The following is an 18,311-nucleotide window of genomic DNA, read 5'->3' on the forward strand; positions in this document are numbered from 1 at the left end:
TGACTCCTTCGTTCGCGACTGCGGGACTCGCAGACCCGGCTCGTTCCTCGCGCTCACTTGTTTCCCTCCCAGTGCGGGTTCTCCCAGATGACCGTGCCGCCCATGCCGATGCCGATGCACATGGCGGTGAGGCCGTAGCGGACCTCGGGGTGCTCGGCGAACTGCCGGGCGAGCTGCGTCATCAGCCGGACGCCCGAGGAGGCGAGCGGGTGGCCGATGGCGATCGCGCCGCCCCAGGGGTTGACCCGCGGGTCGTCGTCGGCGATGCCGAAGTGGTCGAGGAAGGCGAGCACCTGCACGGCGAACGCCTCGTTCAGCTCGAACAGGCCGATGTCGTCGATGGTCAGGCCGGCGATGCGCAGCGCCTTCTCGGTCGACGGGATCGGGCCGATCCCCATGACCTCGGGCTCGACGCCGACGAAGCCGTACGAGACCAGCCGCATGGCGACCGGGAGGCCCAGCTCGCGGGCGGTGGCCTCGTCGGCGAGCAGGCTGGCGGTGGCGCCGTCGTTCAGGCCGGCCGCGTTGCCCGCGGTGACCTTGCCGTGCGGGCGGAACGGGGTCTTGAGGGTGGCGAGCTTCTCCAGGGAGGTCTCCCGGGGAGCCTCGTCGGTGGTGGCCAGGCCCCACGCGCCCTCGGCGTCACGGATCGCGACCGGCACCATGTCGTCCTGGAGCTTGCCGTTGGCGTACGCCTTCGCCGTCTTCTGCTGCGAGGCGAGCGCGAACGCGTCAGTGCGCTGCTTGGTGATGTGCGGGACCAGGTCGTGCAGGTTCTCCGCGGTGGCGCCCATGACCAGGGCGGACGGGTCGACCAGCTTCTCGGCGATGATCCGCGGGTTGGGGTCGACACCCTCGCCCATCGGGTGCCGGCCCATGTGTTCGACGCCGCCGGCGATGGCGATGTCGTAGGCGCCCATGGCGATGCCGCCAGCGACGGCGGTGACGGCGGTCATCGCGCCGGCGCACATCCGGTCGATGGCGAAGCCGGGGACGGTCTTGGGCAGGCCGGCCAGGAGGGCGGCGGTGCGGCCGATGGTCAGGCCCTGGTCGCCGATCTGGGTGGTGGCGGCGATGGCCACCTCCTCGACCCGCTCCGGGGGCAGCTGCGGGTTACGGCGCAGCAGCTCGCGGATGCAGCGGATCACCAGGTCGTCGGCGCGGGTGTTGGCGTACATGCCACCCGCCTTGCCGAACGGGGTACGGACGCCGTCGACGAAGACGACATCCCGAACTTCACGGGGCACTTGAGCCTCCTATTCGACCATAATTCGGCCTTCGCGCCGGCAGGCGGCACTCCGGACCGAATGAGGGTCGCCGACACGGGCACGTTCCCCCGGATGCTACTCGCCAGTAACCAACACCGACAGCACCCCCCGTGTGGCCCACCCCACACCTGCCACCCCCGCCCGACTGCCGTTGGTCATGAAGTTGTCGCCCCCGCACGTGGCGTGTCGGGGGCGACAACTTCATGATCAACGAAGGGGTGGGGTGGGTCAGGGGGTGGACAGGGCCTCGGTGAGGGCGGGGAGCAGGAGGGTGAGCTGCCACTCCCGGGCGCCGAAGCCGCGCAGGACCTCGCCGACGGTCGCGTCGGTGATCTCGTCCGGCGGCTGCCAGGCCAGCCGGCGGATCGAGTCCGGCGTGATCAGGTTCTCCGGCGGCAGATTGTGCTCCCCGGCAATTCGGACCACCACCTCACGGCAGCGGGTCAGCCGGCCGGCGGCCACCGGGTCGCGCTCCGCCCAGCGGTGCGGCGGCGGCGGACCCTCGACCGTCGGCGCCACCGGCAGGGCGTCCTCGGGCAACTGCCGGGCGTCGTCCAGCGCCGCCAGCCAGGTCCGGGCCAGCCGGCGCACCGAACGGCCACCGAACCCGGGCAGCGTCAGCAGCGTCTTCTCGTCCTTCGGGTCCAGCTCGGCGGCGGCCACGATCGCCGAGTCCGGCAGCACCCGCCCCGGGGCGGCGTCCCGCCGCGCGGCGATCTGGTCCCGGGCGTACCAGAGGGAGCGGACCCGGGCCTGTGCCCGTGCCCCGCGTACCCGGTGGATGCCCGAGGTCCGCCGCCAGGGCTCCGCGCGGACCCGCGGCGGGCGGGCGCCGTTGCGGACCAGCGCGGCGAACTCCTCCGCCGCCCACGCCGACTTGCCCTGCCGGGTCAGCTCCTCGTCCAGCGCGTCCCGCAGGTCGACCAGCATCTCCACGTCCAGCGCGGCGTAGGTCAGCCAGGACTCGGGCAGCGGCCGGCTCGACCAGTCCGCCGCGGAGTGGTGCTTCTCCAGCGTGTAGCCGAGCAGCTGCTCGGTGAGGGCGGCCAGCCCGACCCGCTCGAAACCGGCGAGCCGGGCGGCCAGCTCGGTGTCGAAGAGCCGACGCGGGCGCAGACCCACCTCGGCCAGGCAGGGAAGGTCCTGGCTGGCGGCGTGCAGCACCCATTCGGCGTCGCCGATCGCCTCGTCCAGCGCGGTCAGGTCGGGCAGCGGCAGCGGGTCGATCAGCGCCGTTCCGGCGCCCTCCCGGCGCAGCTGCACCAGGTAGGCCCGCTGGGAGTAGCGGTAGCCCGAGGCGCGTTCGGCGTCCAGGGCGACCGGGCCGGTGCCCGCGGCGAAGCGGGCCACGACCTCGTCGAGTTCGCTCGGGGCGGCCACCGGCTTGGGGGTGCCGTCGCGGGGCGTGGTCAGCGGGACGGGCCCGCCGCTGGGCTGGTCGGTCCCCACGTCCTCCGGCTCCGGCGCGGCCGAGGGCGAGGCGTCTCCCGTACGGCTTTCGGCGGCCCGACGGCGCAGGGGTGGTTCGTCGGTCACCTGACAACCCTAGTGCGCGCCGCGATCCCGTGTGCGCAGCCGGTCCGGGGTGTGTCGGTCGGGTGGCCGGCGGGTGCCCGGCGGGTGGCCGCGCGGACCGGACATCCGGGCCCCGTCGGCGCGTCCGGGCAGCTCCGTCCCGGTGCGGTCAGGCGGCGCCGGCCGGGCGGCGCCCGGGCAGGGCGGTCACCCCGGGTGGGGGCAGCCCCGCCGTCGAGGCGAGCAGCGCGCACCAGGCGAGCAGGTGGCGGCCCAGGTCCTCGCCGAGCGGCGTCCAGGACGCCCGGATCTCGATGTCCCCGGCGGCGGGCGGCCCGGCCAGCTCGCCGAACCGGGTCGACAGGGTCTGCGTGACCGTGCCGCCGGCTGCCCGGTACGGGGCCTCGTGCGCCTCCAGCGCGTCGGTCAGCCAGGTCCAGCCGACCCCGGGCAGCAGCGGGTCGGCCGCCAGGTCGACCTCCAGCTCGGCCGTCACGTAGGTCACCAGCCGCAGCGTGCCCTGCCAGGCCTCGTGGCCGGCCGGGTCGTGGAGCAGGATCAGCCGGCCGGTGGCCACCTCGTCCTCCTCGCGCGGCACGGCGGCGGAGAGCGCGAAGGCGTACGGGGCGAGTCGCTGCGGGGCGCCGACCTCCTCCAGGACGATCTCGGGCCGGCAGGTGACCGACCGCAGTCCGGCGACCGCGCGGGCGAACGTCTCCGGGGGCGCGATCGGGGGGGCCATGCGGGCAGCCTATGCCGCCGTCCGGCCGCCCGCCGGGATGGCACGCCGAGGGCCGGACCTCGGTACGGCGCGTCGACGGGCGGCACCGTCCCGCCCATGGCGCCAGGGGCGGACGGCCCTGCGGACGAGGGTCACAAATGGCGGCGCTGCCCGTCGACGTCACCCGGCCGCGTGGCACGATTGCCGCGATGACCACCCACACCACGGGCCGTGCCGCCCGAGACGGAGAACCCCGCCGCGGGGGACCGGCCGACTCACCCTTCGTCCGGGCCTGCCGCCGCGAGCCGGTGCCGCACACCCCGGTCTGGTTCATGCGCCAGGCCGGCCGGTCGCTGCCGGAGTACCGCGAGATCCGGGCCAACGTGGCGATGCTGGACTCCTGCCGCCGCCCGGAGCTGGTGACCGAGATCACCCTCCAGCCGGTCCGCCGGCACGGCGTCGACGCCGCGATCCTGTTCAGCGACATCGTGGTGCCGGTCGCCGCGGCCGGCGTCGACCTGGACATCGTCCCCGGCACCGGCCCGGTGGTGGCCGAGCCGGTGCGCACCGCCTCCGACGTCGAGCGGATCCGGCCGATCACCCGGGACGACGTCTCCTACGTGGACGAGGCGGTCCGGCTGCTCGTGGCCGAGCTGGGCGAGACCCCGCTGATCGGCTTCGCCGGCGCGCCGTTCACCCTCGCCAGCTACCTGGTCGAGGGCGGTCCGTCCCGCACCCACGCCAAGACCAAGGCCCTGATGTACGGCCAGCCGGAGCTCTGGCACGCCCTCTGCGCCCGGCTCGCCGAGGTGACCCTCTCCTTCCTGCGGGTGCAGGTCGACGCGGGGGTCTCCGCAGTGCAGCTCTTCGACTCCTGGGCCGGCGCGCTGTCGGAGGCCGACTACCGCCGCTACGTGCTGCCGCACTCGGCGTTCGTGCTCGCCGGGCTGGCCGACGCGGGCGTGCCCCGGATCCACTTCGGGGTGGGCACCGCCGAGCTGCTCGGCGCCATGGGTGAGGCCGGCGCCGACGTGGTCGGCGTGGACTGGCGTACCCCGCTGGACGTCGCCACCCGGCGGATCGGCCGGGACCGCGCGGTGCAGGGCAACCTCGACCCGACCGTGCTGCTCGCCCCCTGGTCGGTGGTGGAGACGGAGGTCCGGCGGATCGTGGAGCAGGGCCGGGCCGCCCCCGGCCACGTGTTCAACCTCGGCCACGGCGTCCTGCCGGAGACCGACCCCGACGTGCTGACCCGGGTGGTCGCGCTGGTGCACGAGGTGTCCGCGCGCCGGGCCGAGCAGGGCTGAGGACGTCGTGCGGCGGCCGTGGCGGGTGGCGGTGGTCGGCGGTGGGATCACCGGCCTGGCCGCCGCGGTCCGGTTGCGCGACAACGCCCCCGCCGGCACCGAGATCACCGTGTACGAGCAGTCCGGCGCGCTCGGCGGCAAGTTGCGCACCGGTGAGCTGGCCGGCCGGCCGGTCGAGTTCGGCGCCGAGTCGTTCCTGATGCGCGACCCCGCCGGCGGCGAGTCCGCCGCGGTGGGCCTGATCCGCCGGCTCGGCCTGGCCGATGCGATCGTGCACCCCACCGTCGGGCAGGCCGCGCTCGCCGTCGCCGGCGAGCTGCGCCCGATCCCGGGCGGCACGCTGGTGGGCGTACCCGGGGATCTGGAGAAGGTGGCGGCGGTCGCGACGCCGGCGGCGGACGCCGACCGCGACGCCGGCCGCCCGCTGCTCGGCGCGGACGACGACGTCTCCGTCGGCGCGCTGGTCCGGTCCCGCGTCGGCGACCAGGTGGTGGACCGGCTGGTCGACCCGATGCTCGGCGGGGTCTACGCCGGCCGGGCGGACGACCTCTCACTGGCCACCACCATGCCGGCGCTGGCCCGCGCGGCCCGGGTGGAGCACACCCTGGTCGGGGCGGTCCGCGCCGCGCAGGCCGCCGCGCCGCGCCCGCCCGGCGCGCCCGTCTTCGGCACCCTGGCCGGCGGGCTCAGCCGGCTGGTCGAGGCGGCGGCGCAGGCCAGCGGCGCGACGATCCGGCGGGACGCCGCCGTGCGCGAGCTGAAGCCGACCGCCGACGGCTGGCAGTTGACCGTCGGCCCGACCCGCGACCCGGAACGGGTCGAGGTGGACGCGGTGGTGCTCGCCGTGCCGGCCCGGCCCGCCGCCCGGCTGCTCACCGACTGCGCCCCGGCGGTCGCCGCGACGATCGGCGGCCTCGACTACGCCAGCGTGGCGCTGGTCACCCTGGCGCTGCCCGAGCCCGCGCTGCCGCGGCTCTCCGGCTTCCTGGTGCCGGCCACCGAGGGACTGCTGATCAAGGCGTCGACCTTCTTCACCACCAAGTGGGGGCACCTGGCCCGGCCGGACGGGCTCGCGCTGGTCCGCGCCTCCGTCGGCCGCTACGGCGAGGAGACCTCGCTCCAGCTCGCCGACGCCGACCTGGTGGCCGCCGTGCACCGGGAACTCTCCGGGGTGGTCGGGGCGCCGCTGCCCGCGCCGGTCGCCGACCACGTGCAGCGCTGGGGCGGCGCCCTGCCGCAGTACGCCCCCGGTCACCTCGACCGGCTCGCCGCCGCCCGGGCGGCGCTGCGCGCCACCCATCCGACGCTGGTCCTGGCCGGCGCCGGATACGACGGCGTCGGCATCCCGGTCTGCGTCCGCTCCGGCGAGACGGCAGCCGGGGAGATCATCGAAGCACTGGGAGGATCGGGTCAATGACCGAGCAGACCAACGCGGCCCGGCTCAAGGAGCTCAACGCCAGCATCCGCTACACCATGTGGTCGGTCTTCCGGGCCAGCAGCCCGTTGCCGTCCCTGCGGGACAACGTGACCGGCGAGGTCGAGGCCCTCTTCGAGGAGCTGGCCGGCAAGGACGTCACCGTCCGCGGCCTGTACGACGTGGCCGGCCTGCGCGCCGACGCCGACCTGATGATCTGGTGGCACTCCTCCTCCAGCGACGCCCTCCAGGACGCGTACCTGCGCTTGCGGCGGACCACCCTGGGCCGGGCGCTCACCCCGGTCTGGTCGCAGATGGCGCTGCACCGGCCGGCGGAGTTCAACAAGAGCCACATCCCGGCGTTCCTCGCCGACGAGGAGCCCCGCGCCTACGTCTGCGTCTACCCGTTCGTCCGCTCGTACGAGTGGTACCTGCTGCCCGACGCCGAGCGGCGGGAACTGCTCGCCGAGCACGGCAGGATGGCGCGCGGCTACCCGGACGTGCGGGCCAACACGGTCGCCTCGTTCGCCCTCGGCGACTACGAGTGGATGCTCGCCTTCGAGGCCGACGAGCTGCACCGGATCGTCGACCTGATGCGGGACCTGCGCGCCTCCGGCGCCCGCCGGCACGTCCGGGAGGAGATCCCGTTCTACACCGGCCGCCGCCGCTCGGTCGCCGAGATCGTCAACTGCCTGTTGTGACAGCGGGCCCCGGTCGACACCGGGGCCCCTGCCGCCATCCCGTCCGCCGCCGGGGCGACGGGATCGCGCGGTGGCGCCGGTGTACTTCAATCGCTCGTGGCAGCACTTTCGCGACCGCGGACAGCGTTGGAGGACCGGGTGGATGCCGTGGGGCTCGTCTCCGCCATCGTCTCCGTGGCCGGTGCGGTGCTCACCGCCTTCCTCGGTTACTGGTACCAGCAGCGGGCGCGACGGCTCGACCGGCGGAGCTACATGGACCGATACGGGGCGCAGCTGGCGATGGCGGCCTTCGATCTCCAGAGCCGGGTCTTCAACATCCTGCACGGCCAGCGTGTCGACGCGGCCGGCGAGAGCCGGGGGTTCCTGACCGCCTTCGTCGTGCACGGCACCGCCGACGATGCGGAGTACGCCCGGCGGAGCACGGCCTTCGTGTTCGCCGAGTACCTGGCCTGGGTGGAGATCCTCCGCCGGGACGTCCAGTTCCTGGACCTGGGGAGGAACCGGCTGAACCGGGACGTGATGCGGCAGATCTCCCGGATCAGCGGCATCCTCAGCGGGATCCACTTCGGGCAGCTCGACGTCGGGACCGAGTTCCGCATCTTCCGGACGGCCCAACGCGCCATCGGGGAGGTCATGGTCCAGACGGACGACGAGACCGGCCGGCGACACTGCCGCGGGTACGCCGAGTTCGACACCCTGCTCGACGAGGACGACTCGTTCCGGCGGTGGTTCACCCCGCTGTTGAGCGACGTCGACCGGGTCGCGGCGGCTCCGGGTCCCGCACAGCCGAGGCTGACCGAACTCCAGCACCGCCTCGTCGAACTGGTCGACCTGCTCGATCCCCGGTTCATCCGCTTTCCGCGCGAGCACCGCACCCGCTTCGCCTGGCCGGAGGCGGCCGAGCGCGGCGGACGGCTGACGTCGGTGACCTGAACCCGCCCGCCGCCGTCCCGGGTCGCGCCGCTGGTGGCCCGTGGGCCGTACCCGGACCCCGGGTACGGCCCACGGTGGTCAGACGGTCGCGGCGCAGGTCGGGGTCGGCGCGGTGTTGGCGCCGCTCCACGAGCCGAGGAAGCCAAAGGTGGTCTTCGCCCCGGCGGTCAGCGCCCCGTTCCAACTGACGTTGCGGGCGGTCACCGTGGACCCGCTGCTGCCGAGCGTGGCGTTCCACGACGAGGTGACCTGCTGGCCGTTGCCGAAGGTCCAGGTCACCGTCCAACCCTTGACCGCCGCGGCGCCGGCGGTCACCTCGACCTCACCCTGGAAGCCGCCCTGCCACTGCCCGGTGACCCGGTAGGTGGCCGTGCAACCGCCGGCCGGCGGCGGCGGGGTGGTGGGCGGCGGCGTGGTCGGCGGGGGCGTGGTCGGCGGCGGGGTGGTGGGCGGGGTGGTCGGCCCGCCGCCACCGAAGTCGACGTCGCTGCACAGGTAGTACGACTGGTCGAGGTGGCTGGCCTGCCAGATGGTGTAGACGATGTGCCGGCCGGTGCGTCCCGGCGCGTTCGCCGGCACCTGGATCGACACCCCCTGGGTCTCGGGCGTCCACTGGGATGCCGGGGTGTTGCCGACCTGCCCGGCCAGTTCCAGGTCGCTCCAGGCCAGCGGCTTGCTCAGGGCGTTGAAGCCCTGCTTCGTCACGTACACCCGGATGTAGTCGGCGCCGTGGCTGGCCTGGTCGTACAGCTTGATCTTGAAATTGGTGGCGGCCGGTACGGTCTTCCACGCGCCGACCGCGTCGAGCGCGTCGTAGCGCCCGCCGACCGTGTGCCCGGCGCTGCACAGTTGGCCGTCGGGGATCGCGGCCTGGTGGTTGCCGGCGACGCCCTCACGGAACAGGCCGTTCCAGTTCCACATGGCGTTCGGGTCGGCCTGCCAGGCCTGCCAGCACATCGGGTCCTCGGTGGCCATCCTCGGGTTCTGGAAGTCGCTGCCCCAGCGTTGCAGGCAGCCGTAGTTGCGCGACGCCGGATCCACGACCGAGCCGTGCGCGGACGCGGAGCGGGCCAGGGCGGTGGTGAGCAGCAGCGCGACGATCGCGCCGACGGCGAGCAGCGCTGTCAGGATCGGCAGGGGTCGTCTGCGCAGGAGAGTGGACATGGAGCCTCCGGGGTTTCGGGGTCGGTCGACGACGCCCGGACGGCCGGGAGTTGCCCCCTCCCGAGCCCCGCCACGTGGCTCCCGCGACGGCTCTGCCTCGCAGGCTCGCACAGGAAAGCGGTGTCCGTCAATGTCTCCGGTGGTCCGTCGGGGGCTCGGGGACGCCCGCGCCGTCCCGGCGCATGGGCACGTGCGGTATGCCGTCCTCGACGTACTCCGGGCCGGTCACCGCGAAGCCGTGCCGGGCGTAGAAGTCGACCAGGTAGGACTGCGCCTCCAGCAGGCAGGGCCGGTCGCCCACCAGACGCAGGGCCTCGGTCATCAGCCGGCCGGCGTGGCCGCCGCCGCGCGCCGCCGGGGCGACCACCACCCGACCGATCCGGGCCACGCCGTCGGGGTCGGCCAGGATCCGCAGGTACGCCAGCACCACGCCGTCGCGCTCCAGCCACAGGTGCCGGGTGCCCGGCTCGACGTCCCGGCCGTCCAGTTCGGGGTACGGGCACGCCTGCTCCACCACGAACACGTCGATCCGGAGCCGGAGCAGGTCGTGCAGGGTGCGCGCGTCCAGCTCGGCGAAGGTGGCGACGTGGAGGGTGGCGGTCTGCGGCACCCTGCGATGTTAGGCCCCGTCCACCCGCTCGGGCGTCGGGGCCGGGTCGGCGGCGGTGCGCCGGCGGCGTACCAGCGTGCTGCCGGCGGCCAGCGCGAGCAGCGCGACGGCGACGGCGGCCACGACCCACGGGCCCAGCCCGTCCAGCCAGCCGCTGACGGCCGACTGCACCCGGCCGGCGGCGTCGATCACCGGGTCCTGCGCGGACCGGCCGGAGAAGACCCGGATCTCGTACCAGCCGTACCAGGCGACGTAGCCACCGGTGAGCAGCAGCAACAGCCCGGCGACCCGGCCGAGCAGCGGGGCCGCCCGCCGGGTGCGGCGCACCAGCGACTCCCGGGCCAGGGCGACGGCCAGGGCGGCCGCCCCGACCATGAGCCCCATCCCGACCGCGTAGGTCACGAACAGGCCGATGCCGGCCAGCGGGCTGCCGGCGCGGAAGCCGGCGGCCACCACCGCCAGGAACGGGCCGATCGTGCAGCCGAGCGAGGCGACCGCGTACGCCGCGCCGAACAGTGCCATCGAGGTGAAGCGCAGCCGGACCGCCGGCCCGGTGGCCATCCTCGGGGTGACGGTCGGCAGTTCCCGGCCGGCGACCAGCCACCCGCCGGCGGCCACCAACGCCAGGCCGATCAGCACCGACACCCAGGGCAGCCGGCTCGCCACGGCGTCGGCGGCCGGCCCCGCGAGCAGCCCGAAGAGGCCGAACACCGCGACGAACCCGACCGTCATGGCGGCGGTGAGCGCCAGTGCCCGGCCGACCGGCCGCAGCGGCCCGCGGTCCGCCGCCGGGCCGTCGCCGAGCACCAGCACCGAGAGGTACGCGGGCAGCAGCGCGAAGCCGCACGGGTTCACCGCGGCGAGCAGGCCCGCGCCGAGGGCCAGCCCGTAGGAGGCGTCGGGCATCTCAGGTCAGCTTCGCGACCCGGCGGCGCAACTCGTCCTGCGACAGCGGACCGGAGTGGACGACCTTCCCGGCCGAGTCGAGCAGGACGTACTGCTCCTGGCTGGTGACGCCGAACCGCCGCCACACCGCGCCGTCGTCGTCGGCGAGGTTCGGGAAGCCCTCGATGCCGGTGTCCCGGGCGAAGCGGCGCATCGCGTCCGCGCCGCTGCCCAGCCCCGCCACGCCGACCAGGTTGACCCGCGCCGCGTTGTCCCGTGCGACGGCCGCGACCTCGTCGGCGACGCCCCGGCAGCGGGTGCACCACGCGGCCCAGAACCACAGCACCGCCGGCTTGCCGGCCAGGCTGCTGCCGGCGAACGGCTGGTCGTCGAGGGTGCGCGCGGTGAAGTCCAGGGTCGGGGGCGTGGCCGGGCGGGCCCCGCCGGTGGCGTCGGGCCCGGTGCCGCCCGGGGCGGCCGTGGCCCCCGTGGTCGGTGCGGCCTCCGGCGCGGGCGGCTGCGCGGTGGAGCCGCCGCAGGCGGTCAGGGTCAGCACGGCCGCGATCAGCGCGGACGGGAGGAAACGGCGGATGGCGGTGGACATGTCCGGATGCTAGCCGCGTGGCCGGCCCGCCGACCCTTACCGCTCGATTACGCCCCGGAGCGCCGCTCCGGTCAGGCCGGTCGGGCGCCGACCGCGTCGCGGATCTCCGCGCCCTGGGCCTCCACCGTGCGGGCGCAGTGCGCGCAGCAGAAGAACCGCCCGCCGACCTCGACCCCGTGGCCGATGATCTTGACCTGGCAGTGCTCGCAGATCGGCGCGAGCTTGTGCGCCGCGCACTCGAAGCTGTCGAAGGTGTGCGTGTCACCGCTGACGGTGCGCACCTCGAACGCCATCCAGTAGTCGTTGCCGCAGACCTCACAGGTAGCCACGATCCAAAACCCCCGGTATCAGGACAGGTGACACCAGGGTGCGGCATTGCGGGGCCGTCCGGGGGCGAAATGCCCCGAGTCGATCCGGTCGGGCGGTGGTTCGCCCGGCGTGGCGGATGGAGGCTGGTTCACGAGCCTGGGATCACGTGGCGGTGAGCTTGCCGACGTCGGGGGCGTAGACGCTCATCCAGTGCGGGTGCAGCCGGTAGTAGACCACCTCCCTGTCCCAGTCGAAGGCGTCGCTGCCGTAGAAGTCCTTGAGGTAGGCCAGCAGGTCCGGCCAGTCCGCGGCAGGCTCGCCGTCCTGGGGGTTGAGGATCTCCACCCTGCCGTGCGTGAACACGCCCAGGTCCTCGCCGCGCAGGTGCGCGACGCTGGCGGCGGGGCGAGCGGCGAGATGGCGGGCCTTGGCGGCGCTGTGCGCCGTGCCGAAGTGCCACCTGCCGTGCAGGAAATGCCCGTCCACGCCGCTGATCCGCGGCTCGCCCTTCGCCGTCACGGTGGACAGGGCGAGGGTGCACATGCCGGTGAGGACCTGGGTGAGCTGCCCCGCGGTCAGGGTGCGCTCGGCGATGATCGAGCGGAGGTGCGACGTGGAGCGGGAGAGGGAGGAGTCGAGCAGGTCCTGGAGTTCGGTGAGTTCTTCTGGCGTTTCGCGCATGCACACCATGCTCCGCCAGAAACCTGACACCTTGTGTCATATCTGTTGCCCGGCAGGCCGCGACACGAATCGGGGCGACATGCGTGATTCCTCCGGTCAGGCGGCGTTTCGCCCCTGGCGTGTCGCGCGTTGCACCTGATGAGAGCCGTGACCCCGGAGGAGAGACGTGATCAAGCGCAGCAAGCTCTTCGGCAACCAGACCCGGGTGACCTTCTGCCTGCCCCGGGACGCCCCGCCCGGCACCGTCAGCGTCGTCGGCTGCTTCAACGGCTGGGAGCCCGGCCGGCACGAACTGGTCCCCCGCCGCGACGGCACCCGCACGGTCACCGTCAAGCTCGGCCCGGGGGAGTACCGGTTCCGCTACCTGGCCAGCGGCGGCGTCTGGCTCGACGACGACTCCGCCGACCGGGTGGACGACCGGGGCAGCCTGCTGCTGCTCTGACCGGTCACCGCCGGGACACCTGGCGCGCGGCGAGCACCACCAGCAGCAGCGGCACGAAGATCCAGAGCTGTTGGAGGGTGTAGTGCCGCAGCGTCGCGGCGATGTCGACGCCGGCGAGTTCCCGGTCCAGGGCACCGGGCCGGAGCAGCGAGACGGTGTGCAGGGTGAGCGGGACGTAGTTCAGCCCGACCAGCGCCAACCAGCCGCCGAGCAGGACATGCGTCGGCTGCCCACCGCTCGCCACCCAGCCGCCGACCGCGAGGCAGCCGGCCACGCCGAGGACGAACTCGGCCAGGATCACCCAGCGGCGCACCCGGCTGCCCACCGAGCCGTACATGTCGATCGCGGCGAGTCGCCGCACGTCGAGCCGCAGCACCCCTCCACGACTACCCGGCCCGCGCAACCCCGCGGCTCAGCCCTGCTTCGGCTCCAGCCGGATCGACACCGAGTTGACGCAGTGCCGGGTGTCCTTCGGGGTGAAGCCCTCACCGTGGAAGACGTGCCCCAGGTGGCTGTCGCACCGGGCGCAGCGGATCTCCGTACGCCTCATGCCGAGGGTGTTGTCCGGGATCTCCTTGACCCGGCCCGGGATGGCGTCGTCAAAGCTCGGCCAGCCGCAGTTCGAGTCGAACTTGGTGTCGCTGGAGAAGAGTTCCAGGCCGCAGGCCCGGCAGTGGTAGACGCCCGGCGTCTTCGTGTCGACGTACTCGCCGGTCCAGGCGCGCTCGGTGCCGGCCTCGCGCAGCACCCGGAACTCCTCGGGGGTCAGCCGGACCCGCCACTCTTCCTCGGTGCGGGGCAGTTCGTTCTTGTCAAGACTCACCCGTCAACGGTACGTCGGACGTCGGAGGCGTCGCATAGGGTCGCGGAATGGGTGGCAGCGCGAAGGCGACGGTGACCGAGATCGAGGTGGCCGGGCACCCCGTCCGGCTGACCAGCCCGGACCGGGTGATCTTCCCGCAGCGCGGCTTCACCAAGGCCGACGTCTTCCACTACTACCTCTCCGTCGGCGAGGGCATCATGCGGGCGCTGCGGGACCGGCCCACCACCCTCCAGCGCTTCCCGGAGGGCGTCGAGGGGGAGATGTTCTTCCAGAAGCGGGTGCCCACTCGGGGTGTCCCACCGTGGGTGGGCACGGCGACGATCACCTTCCCCAGCGGGCGCAGCGCCGACGAGCTCTGCCCCGCCGACCTCGCCCACGTCGCCTGGGCCGCCCAGATGGGCACCATCGTGTTCCACCCCTGGCCGGTGCGCGCCGCCGACGTCGACCGCCCCGACGAGCTGCGGATCGACCTCGACCCGCAGCCCGGCACCGACTTCGCCGACGCGGCGACCGCCGCCGGGGAGCTGCGCGGGCTCCTGGCCGAGCTGGGCGTCACCGGCTGGCCGAAGACCTCCGGCGGCCGGGGCGTCCACGTCTACCTGCGCATCCAACCCCGCTGGACGTTCACCGAGGTGCGCCGGGCCACCATCGCGCTGGCTCGCGAGCTGGAACGGCGCCGGCCCGAGCTGGTCACCACCGCCTGGTGGAAGGAGGAGCGCGGCCGGCGCGTCTTCGTCGACTACAACCAGATGGCCCGGGACCGCACCATCGCCTGCGCGTACTCGCTGCGCGCCAACGCCCGCGGCACCGTCTCCACCCCGGTCGACTGGGACGAACTGCCCGACGTCGACCCGGACGACTTCGACCTGCGCAGCGTCCCGGCGCGGCTGGCCGAGCGGGGCGACCCGCACGCCGGCATCGACGACACCGCGTACGACATCACGCCGCTGCTGGAGTGGGCCGACCGGGACGCCGCCGCCGGCCAGGGCGACCTGCCCTACCCGCCGGACCACCCGAAGATGCCCGGCGAACCGAAGCGGGTCCAACCCTCCCGGGCGAAGCGCGCCGTCGGCGAGGATCCCGCCTAATCCGATCTGGTTCCAAGGGGTCGGTGGTCGTATGCGGTCAGGGATCGCGTCACGGACACCGTCCTGGGGGTGACCGGCCCGCGGGGGACCCGTACGGGGTGGCGGTTGGCCCCCGGATGCGGTGCTGCTATCCGGACGAACCGCCACTTTCGTCACCGGTCGTGCTCGCACCGCCTTGATCGGCGGTAGGCGGTGTTCATACTCACCTCCCAAGGCTCAATGGGTGTGGTCCGTAAGAGATTCGGAAATAGAGCCGAACCATGAACAGTGGCGCGAGCACCCCGTCCGGGCTGCGGATCTTCCGGCGATAGGGTCGACAGCACTATGGCGCGGGTACGGCGAACCGAAGCCGATCTGCTCGACGGCATGCTCGAGCGGACTGTAAGGGGAAGCGGTGGCGCGGCGGTTGTCGTCGGTGAACCGGGGATGGGGAAGACGTCGCTGCTGGCCGATGTCGAGGCGCGGGCTCGGCAGCGCGGCATGCGCGTACTGCGGTGCCGGGGCGTGGAGTCGGAGAGGGACATGCCCTTCGCGGGCCTGCACGAGCTGTTGCGGCCCTGCCAGGATGGGATCGAGCAGCTGGCCGGGCCGCAGCGGGCCGCGCTGGACAGCGCGCTGGGGCTGAGCGACCGGCCCGCGGAGCGGTTCCTGGTGTCGGTGGCGGTGCTGGGACTCCTGGTCGCCGTGGCCGAGGAGCGGCCGGTGGTGGTCCTGGTGGATGACATGCACTGGCTGGATCCGGATTCGCGTAACGCGCTGCTGTTCGCGGCCCGGCGCCTGGCCCTGGAGTCGGTGTGCATGGTGCTGGCCGCACGACGTACCCCCGAGTGGGATGTGGGCCGGGCCGGGCCGCCGGTGATCGAACTGGGGCCGCTGTCCGACACGGAGGCGGCAGCCGTGCTGGCCGAGCGGCACCCGGAGATCGTTCCTCCGGTGAGCGAGTGGCTGCTGACGGCCGCCGCGGGCATCCCTCTCGTCCTGTTCGAACTCGCCTCCACGCTCGACGCGGCCCAGCTGAGCGGGACAAGGGAGCTGCCCCCAGACCCGGTGGTGGGCCCGCGGCTGCGCGCGGTGCTGCTCAGCGATGTTCAGCGGCTCGGTCCGGATGCCCGGCGGGTACTGCTGCTCGCGGCCGCCGAGGGCGGGGAGGATATGGACCTCCTGCTGCGGGCGGCCAAGTCGCTGGGGATCGGCGCCGAGGCGTTCGACGCCTTGCAGGGTTCGGGAGCGGTGTGGATGGACCGGGGGCGCGTGCGGTTCCGGCATCCGCTGATCCGCCAGGCGGTGTACGAGGATGCTGGACCCGCCGCCCGGATGGCAGCGCACCGCGCGCTCGCCGAGGCCGGCGATCCGGAGCGCCGGGCCTGGCACCTGGCCGCCGCAGCCGAGGGGCCGGACGAGGGCATCGCCGTGCTGCTGGAGCGGCAGGCGGAAGTGTGCCTGCGCCGGGGGGCGACCGGTACGGCGGAACGGGCCTTGGTGCGGGCCGCCGAGCTGAGCGAGAGCGACGCAGTGCGGATGGCGCGTACCGTACGCGCCGCCGAGGCTGCCTGGCAGTCCGGGGAGAGAGAGCAGGCGCAGGCCCTGGCCGGCCGAGTGGACGAACGGCACGCCGACGCGCCGACGCGGGGACGGCTGCTGGCGCTGCGCGGCATCACCGAGTACTTCTCCTGCACCGGGGAGGCAGCCCACTTGCTGCTGGTGCGCGCGGCCCGGGAACTCGCGCCCACGGACGCCGCACGCGCGGCCAAACTGCTCGCGATGGCGGTGCGCGCGGCCTGGGCGGCGAACCTGCCCTCGCTGGTCGCGGAGACGGGGGTCCAGGGCGCGGCGCTGCTGTCCGCCGAGCCCTCGCTGGCCCGGCCGCTCGGCCATCTCGTCCAGGTGAGTGCGGCACGGTCCTTCCCCGACTGTGGGAGCAACCCCGGTCCGGGGGATCTGGGAGAAGGGGAGCGGTCGGCTGACCTGCGCGGGCTCTTCACCGAGCTGGCGCCGACCCTCGCCGACAGTGACCGGGACTGGGTCGCGATCGCCGCCCTGCTCGCCCTGGCCTGCGGGACGGAGGACATCGTCCACCGCGCGTACGTGACACAGGAGCAGCGTTTGCGCAGTGGCGGCGCGGTGGGCCAGCTGGCGGTGGTCCTGTCCCAGATGAGCACGCTGGAAGTGGCCGCCGGACGCTGGACCACCGCCGTCTCGAACGCCGCCGAGGGGGGATGGCTGGCGGAGCAGTCCGGGCAGCCCGCGACGACGGCAGTCTCGGACAACGCACTGGCCTGGGTGGCCGCCATGCAGGGCCGGGAGCGGGACTGCCGGGAGCGAGCCGATCGCACCTTGCGGTTCGCGTCCGAGCACGGCATCAACGTCATCGCTGCGGGCGCCCGTTGGCACCTGGCGCTGCTGGAGCTGGGGATGGGCCGGCCAGACGCGGCGATGGATGTCCTGCTGCCGGTGGTGGCTCCCGGGGGCCCGAGCAGCCACCCCTCGTTCGCCGCACTCGCCATGGCCGACCTGACCGAGGCAGCCGTACGCTGCGGACGTCTGACGGAGATACGGGGCAGTCTCGAGGAGGCAGCCCAGGGTGGGCTGGAGTCGGACATCGCCTGGGCGCGGTCGGCCGGCCATCGCATGCTGGGGCTGCTAGCCACCGCCGAAAGGCAGACTCCTGCGGCGGACGAGACGGCTGCCGGGCATTTCACCGCCGCGATCGACGCGGCGACAGCGGCCGGGCGTCCGTTCGACCTGGCCCATACGCGGCTGCTGCACGGTGAGCTCCTGCGGCGCCGCAAGCAGCGCGGGCAGGCGTTGCCGGAACTGCGGGCGGCATATGAGACCTTCGACCGGCTGGGGGCGACACCGTGGCGGGAGCGGGCGCGGCGGGAGATCCAGGCCGCCGGCGACCAGGTGGCCAGCAGTACGCCGGACATCCTGGAAGATCTGACGCCACAGGAGTTGCAGATCAGCCGCCTCGCGGCGAGCGGGCTGACGAACAAGCAGATCGCCGACCGGCTGTTCATCAGCCCCCGCACTGTCGGCTATCACCTGTATCACGTGTTTCCCAAACTGGGTGTCACGTCCCGTTCCCAGCTGCGCGAGGTCCCCGAACTGCGCTCGGAGTAGCAGGGCGTCACGCCTCGTGCCCCAAGGCCACGACGCCTTCACCATCGCATTGCAGACGGCCCGCGCGCCACGACCGGCACCGCCGTCCTGGCCGCACTGCTGCCCGCCGGTAGACCCAGATAATCCGCCTGCAAGGTCAAATCACCGATCTCGCCCTACCACACCCTAAAGCCGACACCTGGCCACTGACCAGCACAACCATCACGGAAACCGTGATCACCATGACGTCGCCGGCCGGCCATCCTCGCTCTCCTGGCCGCGATCCCCAGGGAATCTGGAAGCCCGCGACATCGCACGCTAACCTCAACAGCTTTTGTGCCCAAATGTCGCAATAAGCCATGCAGTGACCGATCGAAAGACCGCTCCGGCCACCTACACGCTGTGCTGACACACCCCTTGACACCGAGATTCAGCACCCAACTTCCTGGCCTTGCCCCGTACACCAGTCATCGTGACTGATCCGCACGGCCGCTTCCCCAGGCAAACTCGCCACATCGGTACAAGGAGGTGGGCGACAATGAGCAGCAGGAGCAAAGTCTTTGATCACCCCGAGTTGCGGGTGCACGGGATGCGGGGCTGCGTGTCGCCGACGCTTCGGTCATGCCGCACGAGACCAGCGGCAACACCAATGCCCCCAGCATCATGATCGGCGAGAAGGCTGCGGACCTGATTCTCGGCCGCAGCGCCGATGACCGGGCACAGCTCCGGCAGGATCCGGTGCCGTCC

Annotated in this window: 18 protein-coding genes and 1 pseudogene; 8 read left to right on the plus strand and 11 right to left on the minus strand. The window is 73.4% G+C overall.

The genetic code is table 11. From position 1 onward, the window contains the following. Positions 1–53: 53 nt before the first annotated feature. The 3 genes from V6U79_RS20770 to V6U79_RS20780 form a co-directional block, all read right to left on the minus strand. Positions 54–1,247: a thiolase family protein gene (locus V6U79_RS20770; RefSeq protein WP_334526946.1), complete on the minus strand. Its 1,194-nt coding sequence runs from the start codon at positions 1,245–1,247 to the stop codon at positions 54–56. Positions 1,248–1,496: 249 nt separating this feature from the next. After that, positions 1,497–2,804 (minus strand): ribonuclease D, encoded by a 1,308-nt coding sequence (locus tag V6U79_RS20775; protein WP_334526944.1) that lies wholly within the window; start codon positions 2,802–2,804, stop codon positions 1,497–1,499. Positions 2,805–2,952: 148 nt separating this feature from the next. Further along, a complete protein-coding gene (locus tag V6U79_RS20780; protein ID WP_334526942.1) occupies positions 2,953–3,525 on the minus strand; it encodes a DUF3000 domain-containing protein in 573 nt (190 codons plus the stop codon). Positions 3,526–3,713: 188 nt separating this feature from the next. On the opposite strand from V6U79_RS20780, the gene hemE reads away from it, so the two are divergent. The 4 genes from hemE (at position 3,714) to V6U79_RS20800 (ending at position 7,859) form a co-directional block, all read left to right on the plus strand. Beyond that, the gene (gene hemE, locus V6U79_RS20785) at positions 3,714–4,811 is read left to right on the plus strand and encodes a uroporphyrinogen decarboxylase (RefSeq protein WP_334526941.1); all 1,098 of its coding nucleotides are present in this window, start codon (positions 3,714–3,716) and stop codon (positions 4,809–4,811) included. A 7-nt stretch (positions 4,812–4,818) separates the two neighbouring features. After that, complete coding sequence (hemG, locus tag V6U79_RS20790; protein WP_334526938.1) at positions 4,819–6,228, plus strand: protoporphyrinogen oxidase; 1,410 nt, start codon at positions 4,819–4,821, stop codon at positions 6,226–6,228. Then, positions 6,225–6,926, plus strand: a complete 702-nt coding sequence (hemQ, locus tag V6U79_RS20795) for a hydrogen peroxide-dependent heme synthase (protein WP_334526935.1) — start codon at positions 6,225–6,227, stop codon at positions 6,924–6,926. The genes hemG and hemQ overlap by 4 nt, the downstream gene beginning before the upstream one ends. A gap of 138 nt (positions 6,927–7,064) precedes the next feature. Further along, complete coding sequence (locus V6U79_RS20800) at positions 7,065–7,859, plus strand: hypothetical protein (protein WP_334526932.1); 795 nt, start codon at positions 7,065–7,067, stop codon at positions 7,857–7,859. A gap of 78 nt (positions 7,860–7,937) precedes the next feature. Here the strand turns inward: V6U79_RS20800 and V6U79_RS20805 are convergent, their stop codons facing one another. The 6 genes from V6U79_RS20805 to V6U79_RS20830 all read right to left on the minus strand — a co-directional run bounded on the left by V6U79_RS20805 (position 7,938) and on the right by V6U79_RS20830 (position 12,112). Beyond that, entirely contained in the window at positions 7,938–9,023 is a 1,086-nt protein-coding gene (locus tag V6U79_RS20805) for a lytic polysaccharide monooxygenase auxiliary activity family 9 protein (protein WP_334526930.1), read from the minus strand. A 127-nt stretch (positions 9,024–9,150) separates the two neighbouring features. Further along, positions 9,151–9,633: a GNAT family N-acetyltransferase gene (locus V6U79_RS20810; RefSeq protein ID WP_334526929.1), complete on the minus strand. Its 483-nt coding sequence runs from the start codon at positions 9,631–9,633 to the stop codon at positions 9,151–9,153. Between the two features lie 9 nt (positions 9,634–9,642). Continuing rightward, positions 9,643–10,539, minus strand: a complete 897-nt coding sequence (locus V6U79_RS20815) for a cytochrome c biogenesis CcdA family protein (RefSeq protein ID WP_334526927.1) — start codon at positions 10,537–10,539, stop codon at positions 9,643–9,645. A 1-nt stretch (position 10,540) separates the two neighbouring features. After that, complete coding sequence (locus tag V6U79_RS20820) at positions 10,541–11,122, minus strand: redoxin domain-containing protein (protein ID WP_334526924.1); 582 nt, start codon at positions 11,120–11,122, stop codon at positions 10,541–10,543. A gap of 71 nt (positions 11,123–11,193) precedes the next feature. Beyond that, a complete protein-coding gene (locus V6U79_RS20825; RefSeq protein ID WP_334526921.1) occupies positions 11,194–11,451 on the minus strand; it encodes a metallothionein in 258 nt (85 codons plus the stop codon). Positions 11,452–11,593: 142 nt separating this feature from the next. Beyond that, the gene (locus tag V6U79_RS20830; protein ID WP_334526918.1) at positions 11,594–12,112 is read right to left on the minus strand and encodes a pyridoxamine 5'-phosphate oxidase family protein; all 519 of its coding nucleotides are present in this window, start codon (positions 12,110–12,112) and stop codon (positions 11,594–11,596) included. Between the two features lie 166 nt (positions 12,113–12,278). Here V6U79_RS20830 and V6U79_RS20835 point away from each other — a divergent pair, with 166 nt between their 5' ends. Further along, complete coding sequence (locus V6U79_RS20835; protein ID WP_334526915.1) at positions 12,279–12,554, plus strand: early set domain-containing protein; 276 nt, start codon at positions 12,279–12,281, stop codon at positions 12,552–12,554. Between the two features lie 4 nt (positions 12,555–12,558). On the opposite strand, the gene V6U79_RS20840 is transcribed toward V6U79_RS20835, so the two are convergent. Together V6U79_RS20840 and msrB are read right to left on the minus strand one after the other, a co-directional pair. Then, the gene (locus tag V6U79_RS20840) at positions 12,559–12,930 is read right to left on the minus strand and encodes a hypothetical protein (RefSeq protein ID WP_334526912.1); all 372 of its coding nucleotides are present in this window, start codon (positions 12,928–12,930) and stop codon (positions 12,559–12,561) included. 36 nt (positions 12,931–12,966) lie between these two features. After that, the gene (gene msrB, locus V6U79_RS20845) at positions 12,967–13,377 is read right to left on the minus strand and encodes a peptide-methionine (R)-S-oxide reductase MsrB (protein WP_334526909.1); all 411 of its coding nucleotides are present in this window, start codon (positions 13,375–13,377) and stop codon (positions 12,967–12,969) included. Positions 13,378–13,424: 47 nt separating this feature from the next. Here msrB and ligD point away from each other — a divergent pair, with 47 nt between their 5' ends. The 3 genes and pseudogenes from ligD to V6U79_RS20860 form a co-directional block, all read left to right on the plus strand. After that, positions 13,425–14,465, plus strand: coding sequence for a non-homologous end-joining DNA ligase (gene ligD / locus V6U79_RS20850; RefSeq protein WP_334526906.1), 1,041 nt, complete (start codon positions 13,425–13,427; stop codon positions 14,463–14,465). Between the two features lie 324 nt (positions 14,466–14,789). Then, entirely contained in the window at positions 14,790–17,585 is a 2,796-nt protein-coding gene (locus tag V6U79_RS20855; RefSeq protein ID WP_334526903.1) for a helix-turn-helix transcriptional regulator, read from the plus strand. A gap of 553 nt (positions 17,586–18,138) precedes the next feature. Continuing rightward, positions 18,139–18,269 (plus strand): annotated as a pseudogene (locus tag V6U79_RS20860) (GMC oxidoreductase); the annotation flags it as partial. Between the last annotated feature and the right edge of the window lie 42 nt (positions 18,270–18,311).

It is taken from the genome of Micromonospora psammae (genome assembly GCF_036902725.1).
Taxonomy (GTDB): Bacteria; Actinomycetota; Actinomycetes; order Mycobacteriales; family Micromonosporaceae; genus Micromonospora.